This is a genomic window from Yoonia tamlensis (assembly GCF_900115105.1).
Lineage (GTDB): Bacteria > Pseudomonadota > Alphaproteobacteria > Rhodobacterales > Rhodobacteraceae > Yoonia > Yoonia tamlensis.
This window is the reverse complement of record NZ_FOYP01000001.1, coordinates 998185-1014517: the sequence shown is the minus strand read 5'-3', so window position 1 is coordinate 1014517 and position 16333 is coordinate 998185. Positions and strand designations below refer to the sequence as shown.

General features: G+C 56.8%; 13 protein-coding genes and 2 tRNA genes. 5 read left to right on the top strand and 10 right to left on the bottom strand.

The annotated features are described in order from the left end of the window. Positions 1 to 35: 35 nt before the first annotated feature. From BM320_RS05310 to BM320_RS05300, 3 genes are all read right to left on the bottom strand, one after another. A complete protein-coding gene (locus tag BM320_RS05310) occupies positions 36 to 2555 on the bottom strand; it encodes a penicillin-binding protein 1A (protein ID WP_090197356.1) in 2520 nt (839 codons plus the stop codon). A gap of 98 nt (positions 2556 to 2653) precedes the next feature. Next, positions 2654 to 3793 carry an N-acetylmuramoyl-L-alanine amidase gene (locus BM320_RS05305; RefSeq protein ID WP_090197353.1) on the bottom strand — a complete coding sequence of 380 codons (1140 nt, stop codon included), beginning with the start codon at positions 3791 to 3793 and terminating at the stop codon, positions 2654 to 2656. Continuing rightward, a complete protein-coding gene (locus BM320_RS05300; RefSeq protein ID WP_090197352.1) occupies positions 3790 to 4932 on the bottom strand; it encodes a pyridoxal phosphate-dependent aminotransferase in 1143 nt (380 codons plus the stop codon). The genes BM320_RS05305 and BM320_RS05300 overlap by 4 nt, the downstream gene beginning before the upstream one ends. Positions 4933 to 5024: 92 nt before the next feature. Here BM320_RS05300 and BM320_RS05295 point away from each other — a divergent pair, with 92 nt between their 5' ends. Together BM320_RS05295 and BM320_RS05290 are read left to right on the top strand one after the other, a co-directional pair. Continuing rightward, positions 5025 to 5798, top strand: a complete 774-nt coding sequence (locus BM320_RS05295) for a DsbA family protein (protein ID WP_242650957.1) — start codon at positions 5025 to 5027, stop codon at positions 5796 to 5798. 88 nt (positions 5799 to 5886) lie between these two features. Further along, a complete protein-coding gene (locus BM320_RS05290; protein WP_090197349.1) occupies positions 5887 to 6654 on the top strand; it encodes an MBL fold metallo-hydrolase in 768 nt (255 codons plus the stop codon). A gap of 160 nt (positions 6655 to 6814) precedes the next feature. Here the strand turns inward: BM320_RS05290 and BM320_RS05285 are convergent, their stop codons facing one another. The 5 genes from BM320_RS05285 to BM320_RS05265 all read right to left on the bottom strand — a co-directional run bounded on the left by BM320_RS05285 (position 6815) and on the right by BM320_RS05265 (position 12179). Continuing rightward, the gene (locus tag BM320_RS05285) at positions 6815 to 7381 is read right to left on the bottom strand and encodes a hypothetical protein (RefSeq protein ID WP_090197346.1); all 567 of its coding nucleotides are present in this window, start codon (positions 7379 to 7381) and stop codon (positions 6815 to 6817) included. A 104-nt stretch (positions 7382 to 7485) separates the two neighbouring features. Continuing rightward, positions 7486 to 8604, bottom strand: coding sequence for a flavodoxin-dependent (E)-4-hydroxy-3-methylbut-2-enyl-diphosphate synthase (gene ispG, locus BM320_RS05280; RefSeq protein ID WP_090197343.1), 1119 nt, complete (start codon positions 8602 to 8604; stop codon positions 7486 to 7488). A gap of 74 nt (positions 8605 to 8678) precedes the next feature. Then, positions 8679 to 9869, bottom strand: coding sequence for a helix-turn-helix domain-containing protein (locus tag BM320_RS05275; protein WP_090197340.1), 1191 nt, complete (start codon positions 9867 to 9869; stop codon positions 8679 to 8681). 115 nt (positions 9870 to 9984) lie between these two features. Next, a complete protein-coding gene (gene hemA, locus BM320_RS05270) occupies positions 9985 to 11208 on the bottom strand; it encodes a 5-aminolevulinate synthase (protein WP_090197337.1) in 1224 nt (407 codons plus the stop codon). A gap of 176 nt (positions 11209 to 11384) precedes the next feature. After that, positions 11385 to 12179: a hypothetical protein gene (locus BM320_RS05265; protein WP_090197335.1), complete on the bottom strand. Its 795-nt coding sequence runs from the start codon at positions 12177 to 12179 to the stop codon at positions 11385 to 11387. Positions 12180 to 12307: 128 nt separating this feature from the next. Here BM320_RS05265 and BM320_RS05260 point away from each other — a divergent pair, with 128 nt between their 5' ends. Both BM320_RS05260 and BM320_RS05255 read left to right on the top strand, forming a co-directional pair. Next, entirely contained in the window at positions 12308 to 13687 is a 1380-nt protein-coding gene (locus tag BM320_RS05260) for a M20/M25/M40 family metallo-hydrolase (protein WP_090197332.1), read from the top strand. 128 nt (positions 13688 to 13815) lie between these two features. After that, on the top strand, positions 13816 to 14895 hold the full coding sequence (locus tag BM320_RS05255) for a Hint domain-containing protein (RefSeq protein WP_090197330.1): 1080 nt from the start codon (positions 13816 to 13818) through the stop codon (positions 14893 to 14895). A 25-nt stretch (positions 14896 to 14920) separates the two neighbouring features. Here BM320_RS05255 and BM320_RS05250 read toward each other — a convergent pair. Then, a tRNA-Asp gene (locus BM320_RS05250) sits at positions 14921 to 14997 on the bottom strand. 29 nt (positions 14998 to 15026) lie between these two features. Then, positions 15027 to 15103, bottom strand: a tRNA-Asp gene (locus BM320_RS05245). Positions 15104 to 15431: 328 nt separating this feature from the next. On the opposite strand from BM320_RS05245, the gene BM320_RS05240 reads away from it, so the two are divergent. Continuing rightward, positions 15432 to 16295 (top strand): putative outer membrane beta-barrel protein, encoded by an 864-nt coding sequence (locus BM320_RS05240; RefSeq protein WP_090197328.1) that lies wholly within the window; start codon positions 15432 to 15434, stop codon positions 16293 to 16295. The last annotated feature ends 38 nt before the right edge of the window (positions 16296 to 16333 follow it).

The following is a 16333-nucleotide window of genomic DNA, read 5'->3' as shown; positions in this document are numbered from 1 at the left end:
CTTACAGCGCGGGCTTCGCGCCGACAAGCAGGTGGTCAGTAAAGACCACCTGTCGAAAGCGTGCCAAATGTCGCTTTGGGGCCCACAGTGGCGGTTTCGCCGGTGGATGTCGTTACCTCGCGGGCAGTGCGCGGGACCTCGTCGAACAGTGGCAAATCACCTGCCATCGCAAAGCCGCCGTCAAACATGATGCCAAAGAGCGGCTCTTCGCCGGGGCGGAAACACTCAGCGATCACGTTTTCGCCCGACACGCCATCAGGCAGGCGCGCGCCGCTATAGCGGTCGATATTGATGAACTGGCAGCTTTCGGGCACGTGGAACGGGCCTGCGCCATATACTTCGATCGCATCGCTCATAAAGCGGTTAAACACCGGCCCGCAGATCCCGCCACCCGAAGCCGCGCGCCCCAGTGATCGGGGCGTATCATAGCCGATATAACAACCCGCAACGATGTTTGACGAAAAGCCGATGAACCACACGTCTTTTGAATCGTTCGTCGTCCCTGTTTTACCCGCAATCTGAACCGGCAGATTTACGGTTCCGCTGGCCGTGCCGCGTTCAACAACGCCGCGCATCATCGACGTCAGCTGATAGGCAGTGATTTCATTCATCACACGGTCGCGGTTGGTTTCGATCCGCGGGCCAAACCCTGCGGCAATAATCATATCGTCGCAATCAACACAGGTCCGCTGATCATGGCGATAGACGGTATTGCCATAGCGGTCTTGCACGCGGTCAACCAATGTCGGTTCAACCCGTTCGCCACCATTGGCAAACATCGCATAGGCAGAAATCATCTTGAACAATGTTGTTTCATCCGCGCCAAGTGACGCCGCCAACCCCTGATTCATCCGGTCATAAACGCCAAATCGTTCGGCATAGGCCGCAACCGTATCCATACCGATTTCTTGCGCCAGCCGGATCGTCATCAGGTTTCGCGACCGTTCAATCCCTGTGCGCAACGGTGTCGGGCCGTAATACTGGTTAGAAGCGTTTTGTGGCCGCCAGACCCCTTGCGGGGTGTTAATAGTGATCGGCGCATCGATAATAATTGTCGCGGGCGAATAGCCGCTATCCAAAGCAGCTGCATAGACAAACGGCTTAAACGACGATCCCGGCTGACGCTGGGCTTGGGTCGCGCGGTTAAATACCGAATCCTGATAGCTAAACCCGCCCTGCATCGCGATCACACGGCCCGTGTTCACGTCCATCGCCATAAAGCCGCCCTGGACCTCAGGGACCTGCCGCAGCGACCAGCGGATAAACGCGCCATCACTGTCAGCGGTCATCCGGCGCACATGCACCACGTCGCCCACGTTGAAATTGTCAAAGAAATCACCGCGCAGCCATTCGATATCACGACGTGGTACGACAAATGGTTCGGCCTCGGTTTCAACGACACTTTCGATGCCGATTTGCAATTGGTTTTCTTCCACCGCAAGCACAACCGCCGGATACCATTGCGACACATAGGTGATATCGCGCGGAACTGTCAGCGCGGCCAATGCGGCACGCCAGTCTTCTTCACTGGTCAGCTGATCTTCGGGGATTGTCTGCCCCGTGCCGCGCCATACGCCCAGTTCACGGTCAAATTCTTCTAGCGCGCGCTGCAACGAATGCGCTGCGGTAACCTGCAAATCAGGGTCAACCGTCGCGCGGATCGACAAACCGCCCGTAAAGAATTCGTCCTCGCCAAAGTTTTGCGACAGCTGGCGGCGGATTTCATCGGTGAAATAATCGCGCGGCGGCAGGCTTTCTTGGTAGCTCGGGAAATCGCCGTTCTGCACCGTGCGCAACGGATCATTCAGCGCAACTGTCAGTTCTTCTTGGGTTAGATAGCCGTTTTCAAACATCTCGCGCAGAATGAAATTGCGGCGCGCGATTGCAGCCTCGCGGTTATGGACGGGGTGGTAGCTATAGGGCGCCTTGGGGTGGACTGCCAGAAACGCGGCCTCGGCGGGGGTCAGTTCGGACAGGGATTTGTTGAAATAGGATCGTGCAGCCGCCGTCACCCCGAATGAACGCACACCAAGATCGATCTCGGTCAGGTAAAGTTCAAGAATCTGGTCCTTGCTCATCGCGCCTTCGATTCGCGTGGCTAGAATGATTTCCTTGATCTTGCGTTCCAGCGTGGTGGAGCCGTCCAAAAGGAAGTTTTTCATCACCTGCTGGGTGATTGTTGACGCGCCGCGCAGGTTTTCACCGCGTGACGTCACACCTTCAACAATCGCAGCCAGAATCCCGCGCGGATCATAGCCGGTGTGCGTATAAAAATTCTTGTCCTCGGCGGAAATAAACGCCTGCTTGACGATATCGGGAATTTCAGAGGCAGGCGTATACAGCCGCCGTTCGACCGCGAATTCGTCGATAATCAGCCCTTCGCCGGAATAGATCCTGCTGATGGTTTTGGGCTGGTAGCGCGCCAGCGTTTCATAGGTCGGAAGATCGCGCCCATACATATAAAACACGCCGCCAAGCGTCAGCGCGCCCATGATCAGACCCATGGTCAGCATGGTGAAAATTCCACCAAAGAAAGAGAAAATAAAGCGCAGCACGGGTGATCAAATTCCTATGGTTTCGAAGGCTCTTATACGCCCGTACCGGCGAATGGTCAAAAGGCCATATGCGTCACCGGCGCATATATGATCACGATTTAGCGCGCAAATTGGTTAACGGCTGCGACTATGGCCGTAACAATTCTGGCGCGGCTTTGCGGGGCGATCAAATCCGCGCGGTCCTGCGCATTTGACAAGAAACCGACCTCGACCAATACGCTCGGAAAATCGGCAGCAGACAGCACTGCCAACTGGCCCGACCGATGCGCGCTGCTGTTGACGCGTACGCCTGCCGCTTGCATTTGCGCAATCAGTATTTCGGCAAATGCATGCCCTTGCGGTCCTGTCCGGTCACGCGCCAGATCCATCAATAATGCTGCGATACTGTCGCCCTGTTGCGCAAGATCCACCCCCGCCAACAGATCGCCTGCCTCGTGGCGCGCGATCATCCGGTCCGCCGCAACAGAGCCGCCGTCGGTCGATAAAGTATAGACAGAAGCACCACTTGCGGCGTCTTCTTCAAGTGCATCCGCATGCAGCGAAATAAACAGATCGGCGCCTGCGTCACGCGCCATTTGCACCCGCGCATAGAGCGGCACAAAAACATCTGCCTCGCGTGTCAGCACCGCGTCGACCCCTTCAAGCGCGTCAAGTGCGTTCACTACTTCGCGCCCCAATTGCAACATCAACGCAGCTTCGGTCAGCCCTTCGCGCAAGGCTCCGGGATCGATCCCGCCATGGCCGGGGTCAATAACCACCCGAAACCGGCTTGCATCGGATCGCGGCAAGACCAAGGGCGCAAAATCATCGGCGCCCGCGGGCGCGCCTGCTGCAGCGGCAAAGCTTTGGGCGTCGCTGCGCCCCAAGATAATGGTTAACTGCGCGCCTTGATCGCCCGTTTGCATCGCGGCTTCTTGCACGGCCATCGGTCCGGCCAGATCAACCACCATACGTCCCCATTTTGCCCCCCATGCCCCAAACCGCAGGCCGGTCGCACGGTCACCCGAAACCAACGTCTGCGCCGCGATATCGGGCCAGACCACATCTTGAAAATCTACCACAAGTCTGCGCGGATTATCCAATGTAAACAACCTGTAAGGGGTCATTTTTGACAGTCCGACCTGCACTTCAAGTTGCCACCAGCCATCGCGCACGACAGTGCGTGCAGGGTCGATAGTGACCTGCGCCTGCGCGCCGCTGCACAGCAGGATCAGGCAGCAAACCAGCCGCAAAATCATTTCTGCGCCTGCATGAATTGCGCGATCCGGTCCAGACCTTCGCGGATGTCATCGGTGCTGCGCGCATAAGAAAACCGAAGCCAGCGGTGCCCGCGCGCCGCATCAAAATCAAGCCCGGGCGTCACCGCCACGCCCGCCTGTTCCAGTATCTGCGCTGCAAACGCGCGCGCATCATCGGTATAGTCCGACACATCGACATAGATATAAAACGCCCCGTCCGGCGGCGCAAAACGGGTCAGCCCTGCGGCGCGCAACCCGTCGATCATCAATGTGCGGTTGGCGGCATAGGCGGCTTTGTTCTGTTCCAGCTCTGCGGGGCAATCCATCGCGTGCAGCGCCAATCGCTGTGCCGCGTGGGGCGCGCAGATGAACATGTTTTGCGCCAGCCTCTCAACCCGGCGCACGTGATCGTCGGGCACGACCATCCAGCCAACCCGCCAGCCGGTCATTGAAAAATACTTGGAAAAAGAATTCACCACATAGGTGTCACACGTGACCTGAAGCGCCGATACGGGCGCAATATCATAGTCGATGCCGTGATAGATTTCGTCCGAAATAAACGCAGCCCCCGCCGCATTGCAGGCGTCCGACAGCGCCTTGATGGCCGGCGCATCGAGCATCGTGCCGGTCGGGTTGGCGGGCGATGCCACGATCAGCCCCGCGAGATCGTAATCGGCAACATGTGCGGGCTGTGGCTGGAACCTTTGCGCAAGCGTTGTTGGAATATCGACAGGGGTCAGCCCCACCGCGCGCAAAATCTGGCGATATGACGGGTAGCACGGCGTGCCCAGTCCGACCCGTTCGCCATTGTCAAAAAGCGCCGAAAACGCGAGCAGGAAAGCACCGGACGCGCCGCTGGTCACCACGACACGGGCCGGATCAAGATCAACCCCGTACCAATCGCCATAATGCTGCGCGATCCGCGCGCGCAACGCGGGCAACCCCAGCCCCACGGTATAGCCAAGCGGATCATCAAGATCGGCAATCAATTTGGCGCGGGCCTGTGCGGGGGCGCCGGTGCTGGGCTGGCCCACCTCCATGTGGATGATATGGCGGCCTGCGGCCTCGGCCTTGCGCGCGGCTTCCATGACGTCCATCACGATAAATGGATCAACCTCGCCCCGTTGTGAATGTCGCATATCTCTGCCCTCGATCTTTGCGCCCTATGTGCCCGTCACCGCTATGTGAGGTCAATGCACCTTGGCATTCATGCGCGGATATGGTCTGACACATGCAAATTTATGAAAACGAGATGGTCCTTATGTCCCTGCGCTTTGCCCTGCCCCTGCTTTTTGCCCTGTCCGCCCCCGCCATTGCCCAAGACGCGGAGCCGATGACAGATGCGCAGCGGACAGCCTTTCGCGCCGAAGTGCGCGCCTATCTCTTGGAAAACCCCGAGGTCCTGCAAGAGGCAATTTCCGTGTTGCAAATGCGCGAACAACAGGCACAGGTTACCAATGATCAACAGCTTGCCGTGGCCTATGCGGATGATCTGTTTAATGACCGCCATTCCTATGTCGGTGGCAATCCGGCGGGCGATATCACAATTGTCGAATTCATGGATTACCGCTGCGGTTATTGCAAACGCGCCTACCCCGAAATCGAGACGCTATTGGGCGCGGATGCCAATATCCGCTTTATCGTCAAGGAATACCCGATTTTGGGCGAACAATCCGTGCTGGCATCGCGCTTTGCAGTGGCCACGCTAATGGTTGCAGGTGATGAAGCCTATAAATCTGTGCATGATACTTTGATGGAATTTAACGGTGACATCACCGAAGTCAGCATGACGCGGCTTGCCGAAATTCTGGAACTGGATGCGCAAGCCATCATCGCACAAATGGATTCCGATGCTGTGACAGCGGTGATCGCCGCCAACCGCCAATTGGGCCAGCAAATGCAAATCACCGGCACCCCGACGTTTGTGATCGAAGACCAGATGCTGCGCGGCTATGTGCCTGTCGACGCCATGGCGGCCATCGTCGCAGAATTGCGCGAAGACTAGTCGTCACGCAATCGTCAATTGGGCTGGCTCGACATAATGCGCGCATAGGTTAAACTGGTGGCGTTCTTATCACCAAAGGGAGCCAGCCATGACTACACGTCGCAATTTCATCAAAGGTGCCACCGCAGTTGGCACTGTAACGTTCTTGCCCTTCCGGCTGTCTGCTGCGGGCCATGGCGCAGACCAGTTCGCAACTGCGAGCGGCCACGTCAGCGTGCATCCGGTTGCGCATGCCTCTGTTGTGCTGCAAACCCCCGCGGGCGTGATCTATGTTGATCCGGTGGGTGATGCCGGTCTTTATGCAGATTTGCCCGCGCCCGATCTGGTTTTGATCACCCATGAACATGGGGATCACTTTAACACCGAAACGCTTGGCGCGCTTGTCACCGACCAAACGGCCCTGATCAGCAACCCTGCGGTTTACGACAAACTGCCCGCCGAATTGATGGCGCGCACTACCTCGCTGGCCAATGGTGACACAGGCCAGGCAGGCGCGGTCGAGATAGCCGCGATCCCTGCGCATAACACCACGCCAGAGCGGATGAATTTCCACCCCGTCGGGCGCGACAACGGTTATGTCATTACCGTGGACGGGCTGCGCATCTATGTTTCAGGCGATACCGAAGGCATCCCCGAAATGCGCGCACTTGAAAATATCGATGTGGCCTTTGTCTGCATGAACCTGCCGTTTACGATGGATATCACCGCGGCGGCCTCGGCCGTGGCCGCGTTTGCGCCGACCTATGTCTACCCCTATCACTACCGCGGGCGCGACGGCGGCACACAAGATCCGGCAGAATTTGCAGCACTTCTGACGGGACCAACCGAAGTAAAACTGGGCAACTGGTATAGTTAGGCGCTCCTAGGCTGCCAAAGCTGACTTTGACAGGGATTCGGCACTGACGATCCCTGTCAAATACCCGACAAAAACAGCTGGTACATAGGCATTGCAAGAACGCCAAATCACTTTTGTCAGCTTAGATGTACACAATGGCATTGCCGCACAGTGGTCGCGGTCAGTAGTTGCAGATTCCGGCGCCAAGCGCACTTATCAGCTCAAAAGGCGCAAAACTTGTTTCATTGCCAAAGCTGTCAGACGCAAACGCGGAAATCGTCACGCCGGGCGTAAACGGGCTATCAATTGAAAATTGCACAATACCGCCATTCAGCACGCCATCAGCTTCGGGAAAGAATACCAACTCGATGACATCAACGTCACGGGTGTCGTTGAAGTTTAGACGCGGGTTGGGGGATGGTGTGACAGTGATCGCTCCACGCCTTACGCCTTCACCTTCAACGGTAATGCGGAACCTGTTCATGCCAGATTGATCAAATGCCGAGGCGCTGACATCGACGCTGCGATTATTGACCGTCCCGCCGTTTACGTCGCGCACAATCGCACAACTATCAGCTGGCGTTCGGCGCGGTGAATCTTCGCTTAACGTAAACTCTGCGCCACCTGAAAACGCAAAATCGATACCGGGACCTTCTAGGTCTGAACGGTCTGGTCGGTCGATTGTGCAGCCAGCAAGTGCAATTGTACTAGCGGTCAGAACAATCGCCGGTTTTGAATATTTATACATAAGTGATTTCCTAAAAAGCGTTCAATTAAACAGCATCAAGGTTGCACACTCATGTACGCGCTCTATAGAACATATTTCTTGACCGGCAAGAAACCGCCCGCGCGTTACTCTGCTGCGCGCACTGCGTCCAGTTCCGCAGCCTTCTTTTCAACCTGTTCAACGATATGTTCGATCATGTCGTCGTTCGATTGTTTGTGGCTTTGCTTGCCCGCAAGATAGACCATGCCCGCCCCGTTGCCGCCACCGGTAAAGCCGACATCGGTCATCAGCGCCTCGCCCGGACCGTTGACGACGCAGCCGATGATGCTCAGGCTCATTGGTGTTTTGATATGCTCTAGCCGCCGTTCAAGCGTTTCAACGGTCTTGATCACGTCAAACCCTTGGCGCGCGCAGGACGGGCAGGAAATAATATTCACGCCGCGGTGGCGCAGGCCCAAAGATTTGAGGATTTCAAACCCCATTTTGACTTCTTCAACGGGATCAGCCGACAGCGACACGCGGATTGTGTCGCCAATCCCCGCCCAAAGCAGATTGCCCATTCCGATAGCAGATTTGACGGTGCCGCTAATCAGCCCGCCGGCTTCGGTGATGCCAAGGTGGATCGGCGCATCTGTGGCGTCAGCCAATTGCTGATAGGCGGCAGCGGCCATAAAGACATCGGACGCTTTGCAGCTGATCTTGAATTCATGAAAATCGTTGTCTTGCAGGATTTTGATATGATCAAGCCCGCTTTCCACCATCGCATCGGGGCACGGTTCGCCGTATTTATCCAGCAGATGTTTTTCGAGCGACCCAGCGTTCACGCCAATGCGGATGGAACAATTATGGTCGCGCGCGGCTTTGATCACCTCGCGGACACGTTTTTCATCACCGATATTGCCCGGATTGATCCGCAAACAGGCGGCACCTGCTTCGGCAGCCTCGATACCGCGTTTATAGTGAAAATGGATATCCGCGACGATAGGCACGGAGACCTCGGGGACAATCTGTTTGAGCGCCTTGCTGGACGCCTCATCGGGAACCGAGACGCGCACAATATCCGCGCCAGCATCCGCTGCGGCCTGAATCTGTGCAATAGTGCCTTTGATATCAGTGGTCAGCGTATTGGTCATCGTCTGCACCGAAATTGGCGCATCGCCCCCGACAGGCACATTGCCCACCATAATCTGGCGGGATTTGCGGCGTTCGATATGGCGCCACGGGCGGATGGAATTCAGGGACATGGGGGCAGCTTTCAAGCAGTCACGGTTATCCGCAATCTATGCATCAATGCCGGCTGCAGCAACCGCTTGGCGGCCTATTCGCTTGCGGTATTTTCAGCCACGCGCACAACGGCCGCCAGATCATCATCTGCAGTCAGATCAGCAACAGCATAGGTTTCAAGCAGGCTTTCGGCGCTAAGCGCGACATTGGATGTCACAACACCGGTTTGGCCTGCTGGTCCGTAATGCACGCCATTCACGGCAAAATAGACCGCGCCGCTTTCGCCAACGCGCAATGTGGCGGGCTCTTCGGTGGCGGGGACTTCAAAGTTTTCGCCAGGTGCCATCACACCTTCAAAAATGACCGTACCATTAGCGGCACGCACGCGCACCCATGCCGGACGCACCGCAACCAGTTGCAATGCGGGGACATCGGGGCCAACCACCTGAATAGCAGGCGGATGGGGTGACGTATCAACGGCTTCGGCCACCACGGTATCGGTGTCAATTTCAGCGGGAAGCACAGACCCGTACAGGCCTGGGTTGAGGGTCGAAATCGGCGCATCCCGCGCGACAAGTACAGGCAGGTCAAGCGCTTGCGGGCGATACAGCCGGTCCAGATCATCACGTGACGGAGCAATAAAGCCGGCCAGATCCTGCCCTTCGTCCACAGGTCCGGTCACACCCGCAAGCGGATCAAGATCGGACACGATCACTGGGGCTTGCTCGACAGGTGCAAATTGCACTTTTTGCACCTCTTGCAGGACTGTCCATCCTCCAAAGCCAAGCCCGCCGATCATCGCAACCAGCACAAGAACCGACCCGATCGCACGGGGTTCAAAGCCTGCCATGACCCGATCGGCCGCAGGCACGAACGGGGTGGTCGAAGCAGAAAAGATATCCTTGCCCAATGGGGCGACCGCGGGATCGCCGGATTTGCCTTGCAACGATGATGCCTTGGCAGACATGCCATGGGCCGTTGCAAAGCCGCTTTCGGCGCAGAATGTGTTAAAGGCGTAATCGGGATCCATTTTCAGATAGCGCGCATAGGACCGCACATAGCCTGCAATAAATCCGGGCGTATCAAAAGCAGAGGGATCCGCGTTTTCGATGGCCGCAATATAGGCTGCCTTGATCTTGAGCTCGCGCTGCACGTCCAGCAGGCTTTTGCCCATAGTCGCGCGTTCGCCACGCATCAGATCGCCAAGACGCAATTCAAAATCGTCAAACCCCTTGGTTTGAACGTCATCGCCCTTGCCTGCCCGTTTAAAGGTCTTCCCGATCATCGACTGTCCCGTCGGTTAATGCCCCTCAGCAACCCAGCAATCCGAATCAAAATCACCAAAGCACCTGTGCGGACGCTAACATATTCGCGGGTGCCATGCATACGTTGAAAAAAGATTAACCTGCCAACTCGGCGCGGTTCAGCGCACAGTGGGACCAAAGGCTGTCCAACGCCCCGACAAGCGCATCCATTTCACGCGGCCCGTGCACGGGTGAAGGCGTAAAGCGCAATCTTTCGGTTCCGCGCGGCACGGTCGGGAAATTGATCGGCTGCACGTAAATTCCGAATTCGGACAAAAGCATATCCGACAGTTTTTTCGTATGCACCGGATCGCCGACAATCAACGGCACAATATGGCTGCCGTGATCAATGATCGGCATGCCCAGCCCCTTGAGCCGCAGCTTTAGAATCTTGGCTTGTGTCTGGTGCCGTACGCGCAGGCTGTCATCGGCCTTGAGATGCGCGACGCTGGCCGCAGCACCGGCTGCCACCGCGGGCGGCAGGCTGGTCGTAAAGATGAATCCGGGCGCATAGGACCGGATCGCGTCACACATTTTGGCAGAGGCCGCGATATAGCCGCCCATAACACCGTATGCCTTGGCCAAGGTGCCGTTGATAATATCGATCCGCCCCATCAGCCCGTCACGTGCGGCAACGCCTGCCCCTTTGGGACCATACATGCCAACGGCGTGAACTTCATCGATATAGGTCAACGCGCCGAATTCATCCGCCAGATCACAAATCTGTGCGATTGGGCCAAAATCACCGTCCATGGAATAAACGGATTCAAAGGCGATCAGCTTCGGCGCAGCCGGATCATCGGCGGCCATCAGCGCGCGCAAATGGTCCAGATCATTGTGCCGGAAAATACGTTTTGCGCCACCGTTGCGGCGCACGCCTTCGATCATCGACGCATGGTTAAGCGCATCGGAATAGATGATCAGCCCCGGAAACAGCTTGGGCAATGTGCTCAGCGTTGCGTCATTGGCGATATAGGCGGACGTAAACAAAAGCGCCGCTTCTTTTTCGTGTAGATCGGCCAGTTCAGCCTCGAGCCGTTTATGGTAAACGGTTGTGCCCGAAATATTGCGGGTGCCGCCAGAACCGGCACCGGTGGCGTCAACAGCCTCGTGCATGGCGGTCAAAACCGCCGGATGCTGGCCCATGCCCAGATAATCATTACCGCACCAGACGGTGACCGGCGTTTCGGTCCCGTCTTCCTTGCGCCATGTAGCGTGCGGAAACTGGCCGCGCTTGCGTTCGATATCAATAAAGGTCCGGTAACGGCCTTCGTCGTGCAAACGTGCGATTGCGGCATCAAGCTGGGCAGAATAATCCACTGATACTTCCTTTGTCTTGCGGCTCAAACATGGATCAGCCCCAAGTTTGAATCGTTCTAAACCTCATATAGTGGCAACGCCGCGCAATCAACACGCTACAAACTGTCGCCCCTCTCCCTAGTGCCAGCCAAGCGCGCGCCGGACGTTGACCTAGATCAAACTGACTGCATCTATATTTATAGCGGCAACACGGCGCTATCTGTATCATTTTCCAACCACGGGTAAGCGGCCTGAAAATACCGGTCGGCCGCGCGCAACAGCCGCGCCTGCCCGCCCGCCACAGCAATCGCATTATCAAGCGGCGTATAGTCGGGCATATCGGGGTGCGCCTTTGCCTGCGCGGCCGGCATGCCGGTGGCCGTGAAATCCTGAAATAATTGATAACGTTGCAGATGCAGCGCATTGGCCGATTCCACGGCGTTCGCCATTTCAGACAACCCCAGCTGGCCCATGATCGCGCGCAACTCATGCGTTTTGTAGGGTGGCGTCTGGGTATAGCCATCAAACTGGCCGAACCCGCCGGTTCCAAAACAATCATGGATATAGGCCACTGGCCCCATGGCCTCGCGCTCATAGGTGTTCATCGCGGCGCCCGATCGGGATTTTTCCTGCGCAAATTGACGCAACGTCATGAAGTAGGATCCGTCGGCAGGCGCAGTCGCAAGCGCAATCGGCGGCAAAAGCGGGGCCGTATAGGCGCGCCGCCGGTTTACTTGCTGCAATGGCAGCAGATCCTTGACTTGCGCTGCGGTTGCACCCGCCGGTATGTCACGCGTCAATTCATCCAACAGCGCCGCACGCGCGCGCCGGTTACGTATACCGTCCGCAACAGACATTAAAATCCGGAACGGCACAGCGACAATGATCACCCCGCCAATCATCAGCTGCGCGAACGCATAGCGGCGCGCCAGCCTGTCAGTGCCATCAAAGTCAAATGCTGTGGTAATAATGTCTTGGATATAGTCGATCATATTGCGGTCCCGATGTCATTGCCCCGACAATTTCCAGCCGGTCGCCCCATGTCAATTGAATCCTGTTTGTGATTGACCTTGGCGCCAATCATGCCACCCTCTTGGCAATCATAACACAGGACCGCCCCATGACACTTGACCCCGTACTCGCGCGCATTGATACCGATTTGAACGCCGCCACAGAGCGCCTTCTTGAACTGCTGCGCATCCCGTCGATTTCCACCGATCCCGCCTATAAGGGCGATTGCGACACCGCCGCCGATTGGCTGGTCGCGGATTTGCAAAGCATCGGCTTTGAGGCATCAAAACGCCCGACCACGGGGCATCCGATGGTGGTGGCCCATTCGGGGGGTAGCGGGCCGCATGTGCTGTTTTACGGGCATTATGACGTACAACCCGTTGATCCGCTTAATCTTTGGGATCGCGACCCGTTTGACCCGCAAATCGAAGACACCGCCAACGGGCGCGTTATCCGCGGCCGCGGATCATCCGATGACAAAGGCCAGTTGATGACATTCGTCGAGGCCTGCCGCGCATGGAAGGCCGTGCATGGTACCCTGCCCGGCAACATCACGATCTTTTTTGAAGGCGAGGAAGAATCAGGATCGCCCTCACTTACCCCGTTCATGCGCGACAACGCCGCAGAACTGACCGCCGATATCGCGCTGATATGTGACACGGGACTTTATGGCGACAGCACACCAGCCATTATCACGCAACTGCGCGGGCTGCTGGGCGAAGAACTGACCATCACCGGCCCTAACAAGGACCTGCATTCGGGCATGTATGGCGGGCTTGCGATGAACCCTGCGCGCGTTCTGGCGCGGATTATCGCCGCATTGCATGACGATAACGGTCGGATCACGGTGCCGGGGTTCTATGATGGCGTGCCAGAGCTGTCGAATGAACTTGCCGCCGCTTGGGATGATCTGAAATTCGACGATCAGGCCTTTTTGGGCGAGGTCGGACTTTCCGAGCCCGCTGGTGAAAAGGGCCGCCGCCCGCTTGAAATGATCTGGTCCCGCCCGACTTGCGAGGTCAACGGCATTTGGTCGGGTTATACCGGCGACGGATTCAAAACCGTGCTGCCATCCGAGGCCCACGCAAAAATCAGCTTCCGGCTTGTCGGCACCCAAGACCCGCTGAAGATCCGCGAAAGTTTCCGTAAAATGGTGCAAGATATGCTGCCCAGCGATTGCACCGTATCCTTTAGCGACCATGGTGCCAGCGCTGCAGGCCAGATGACCACCACCCATCCCGCATTCGACCAGGCCCGCAAAGCGCTATCTGACGAATGGCCCAACGCTGCGGCCTTTGTCGGTTGCGGCGGATCAATCCCGATTGCGGGACATTTCAAGGACATCCTGAACATGGACGCAATGCTGATCGGCTTTGGCAAGGACGATGACGCCATCCATTCGCCCAATGAAAAGTACGACCTGTCGTCATTTCACAAAGGTATCCGGTCTTGGGCGCGTATCTTGCATGAAATGAACAGCAAAGATTAACTTTCTGACGTTAGGTTTCGTACCTGACCGCATTGCCAAACTGGCGGACTGCGCTGTTATATGCCGGCGGTTTTATGCGCTATTGCCCATGAAACCGCCGCAACACGCCAAACGCCAAAGGCTGACTATTGGGAACGACAAATATTATCATCAACGGATCGTTTGATAACGGTGCCGCCAATTGGAACGACAATGGCGCTGGCAACGATATCGAGGCGAGCCACACCGAAAACACCTATCAGGGTAACGGATCAACAGACCGCGTTTCCGAAGTGAACGGCAGCGGCGGTCAGATCACGGTGATGGAGCAGAATTTCACCATTGATGCGGCGCAAACGACCGACATCACATTCGAGGCGGCGATCAGGAACAATTTTCGTGCCCTCGTCGGTGGTGACGGGTTCAACGTGACGATCCGCGATTCCAACGGCAATATCATCCTGAACGAAGATGTGTTGCCGACCACGATCACCTTTACAAGTTATAGCTTTCCCGTCGATTTCACCGCCTCCGGCGACTATACGCTGACCATCACCGAGATTGACGGCGACGCCAATTCCTATGGCGCGCTGATTGACGATATCGCGATAATGGTCGTGTGCCTGTGCCGCGGTACATTGATCAGCACGCCAGACGGTGCACGCGCAATTGAAACGCTGGAAGTCGGGGACATGGTGCTGACCCAAAACGGCCCAAAACCGCTGCGCTGGATCGGTGAACGACATGTCGGGGCAGAAGCGCTTGGAGCGAATGAAAAACTGCGCCCTGTCAAAATCAGCGCCGGCGCAATGGGTGGCGGGCTTCCTGAACGGGATATGCATGTGTCGCGCCAGCACAGGATGCAGGTGAATTCCCCGATCGCTGTGCGCATGTTTGACGCCCAACAGGTGCTGGTCAGCGCGGTGCACCTGACCTCCCTGCCCGGATTCGCAGTTGATCATACAATCGACAACGTCACCTATTTCCACCTGCTGTTTGATGCGCATCAGATCATTTTTGCCAATGGCGCCCCGACAGAAAGCCTGTTCACCGGACCAGAGGCGCTCAGGGCCGTCAGCGCAGAAGCGCGCGAAGAAATTCTAACCCTGTTTCCGGAACTGGCGGTGCAAACCCATCGCGTGATCCCCGCCAATCCGATCCCTACCGGCAAGCAACAGCGCCGCCTTTTGGCCCGCCATGCCAAGAACGCAAAACCTCTCTTGCGGTAAGACACGAATCAAAAAGTATGGAGAGTGGCGCGGTTGACGGGGCTCGAACCCGCGACCCCCGGCGTGACAGGCCGGTACTCTAACCAGCTGAGCTACAACCGCGCATCAGATCAAATCACAGAACAAAGTAGTGGCGCGGTTGACGGGGCTCGAACCCGCGACCCCCGGCGTGACAGGCCGGTACTCTAACCAGCTGAGCTACAACCGCGCATCTACTTTCCGGTCTGTGACCGAACGTGGGGTGCTTCTATGTCCGCGCCCGCCCCTCGTCAAGCGGTCGTTTTGCAAAAAATGACTTCGGCGCAAGGTTTTCGAAATCCCCGCAATTGGCAGGGCGCGACAAGCTGCATCCGCAACTTCGCTGTGCTGCAATTTCGCCCCCAACTCGTATCCACTTTAACAACGCGCAACTGACGCAATTTCTGTGCCAAATGGGTCGCATTTGCACATTTGAACTGCGCGATTGGCAAGCTTTCCTGTCATTTCGTAAGAGTTTATGCAAAATTCTGTCAAATTTCTTTTAAGGAGAGCTAACGATGGCACATTTTACACAACTTTCCACGACCGCAATGATTGTTGCGCTTTGCGCAGGCAGTGCAACGGCACAAGATGCTTTTGTCGGTGCCAGCATTGGTGGGCTTAGCGGCACCAATTTGAACGGCGACCAGCCTTACTCGGGCGCGACCGCGGTCATCGACGGATCTTACGGTTACACATTTGGCGATTACCGTTTGATCGTTGACGGGCGCATGCGCGCAGTCGATCTGAAGGTAAACGAAGTTGAAGATCTTGACGACAACCGCGCCGATAACGCGCTTTTTGCGGTGCACGCGCTTTACGGGATGCGCGACAATCTGGATCTGGGCGCATTTGTCACCGGCGGCACGGCAAATAACGGTGACGGTGATGGCGAATTTGCCTTGTCCGGTTATGGGATCGAAGCGCATTATCAAATCAATGATGATTTTGGCGCATACGGCCAAATCGGCGGGTTTGGCGCAGAGCGCGATGCGAGCAGCCCTAACGGCACCCAAGACGGTAAATTAATTCGTATCGGCGCTACCTATAACGGGCTGGCCAATACGTCGCTTTATGCTGACATCCAGGTTGCACGCGCTGCGGACTATGAAGACGAAGGCGAAGATTACGCGTTCCACAATATCGCAATCGGCGGGGAAACCATGCTGGGTGGTACGCAGCTTGCTGCCACTTACGAGCTCGCTTTCTTTGGCACATATTCAATTGCGGATGAAGGTGAAACAGATGAAATGCGCGCGGCCGAGGCTTCGATCGGTATCCGCTATTATTTCGGGAACACTAGCGCTGCGCGCGCGAACGGTCATATCGGCGCGCCTTCCCTGATTTCGGAATCCAACATGTGGTCTGAATTTCACGACTAACGCCCAAAACAGTGCCTGACCCATCTAGGGAAAGCCAG

Excerpts from the sequence above, each read along its gene's own strand:
- BM320_RS05305 (WP_090197353.1), bottom strand. The coding sequence starts at position 3,793 with ATGATTTTGCGGCTGGTTTGCTGCCTGATCCTGCTGTGCAGCGGCGCG.
- BM320_RS05300 (WP_090197352.1), bottom strand. The coding sequence starts at position 4,932 with ATGCGACATTCACAACGGGGCGAGGTTGATCCATTTATCGTGATGGAC.
- BM320_RS05295 (WP_242650957.1), top strand. The coding sequence starts at position 5,025 with ATGCAAATTTATGAAAACGAGATGGTCCTTATGTCCCTGCGCTTTGCC.
- BM320_RS05290 (WP_090197349.1), top strand. The coding sequence starts at position 5,887 with ATGACTACACGTCGCAATTTCATCAAAGGTGCCACCGCAGTTGGCACT.
- BM320_RS05285 (WP_090197346.1), bottom strand. The coding sequence starts at position 7,381 with ATGTATAAATATTCAAAACCGGCGATTGTTCTGACCGCTAGTACAATT.
- ispG (WP_090197343.1), bottom strand. The coding sequence starts at position 8,604 with ATGTCCCTGAATTCCATCCGCCCGTGGCGCCATATCGAACGCCGCAAA.
- BM320_RS05275 (WP_090197340.1), bottom strand. The coding sequence starts at position 9,869 with ATGATCGGGAAGACCTTTAAACGGGCAGGCAAGGGCGATGACGTTCAA.
- BM320_RS05265 (WP_090197335.1), bottom strand. The coding sequence starts at position 12,179 with ATGATCGACTATATCCAAGACATTATTACCACAGCATTTGACTTTGAT.
- BM320_RS05260 (WP_090197332.1), top strand. The coding sequence starts at position 12,308 with ATGACACTTGACCCCGTACTCGCGCGCATTGATACCGATTTGAACGCC.
- BM320_RS05240 (WP_090197328.1), top strand. The coding sequence starts at position 15,432 with ATGGCACATTTTACACAACTTTCCACGACCGCAATGATTGTTGCGCTT.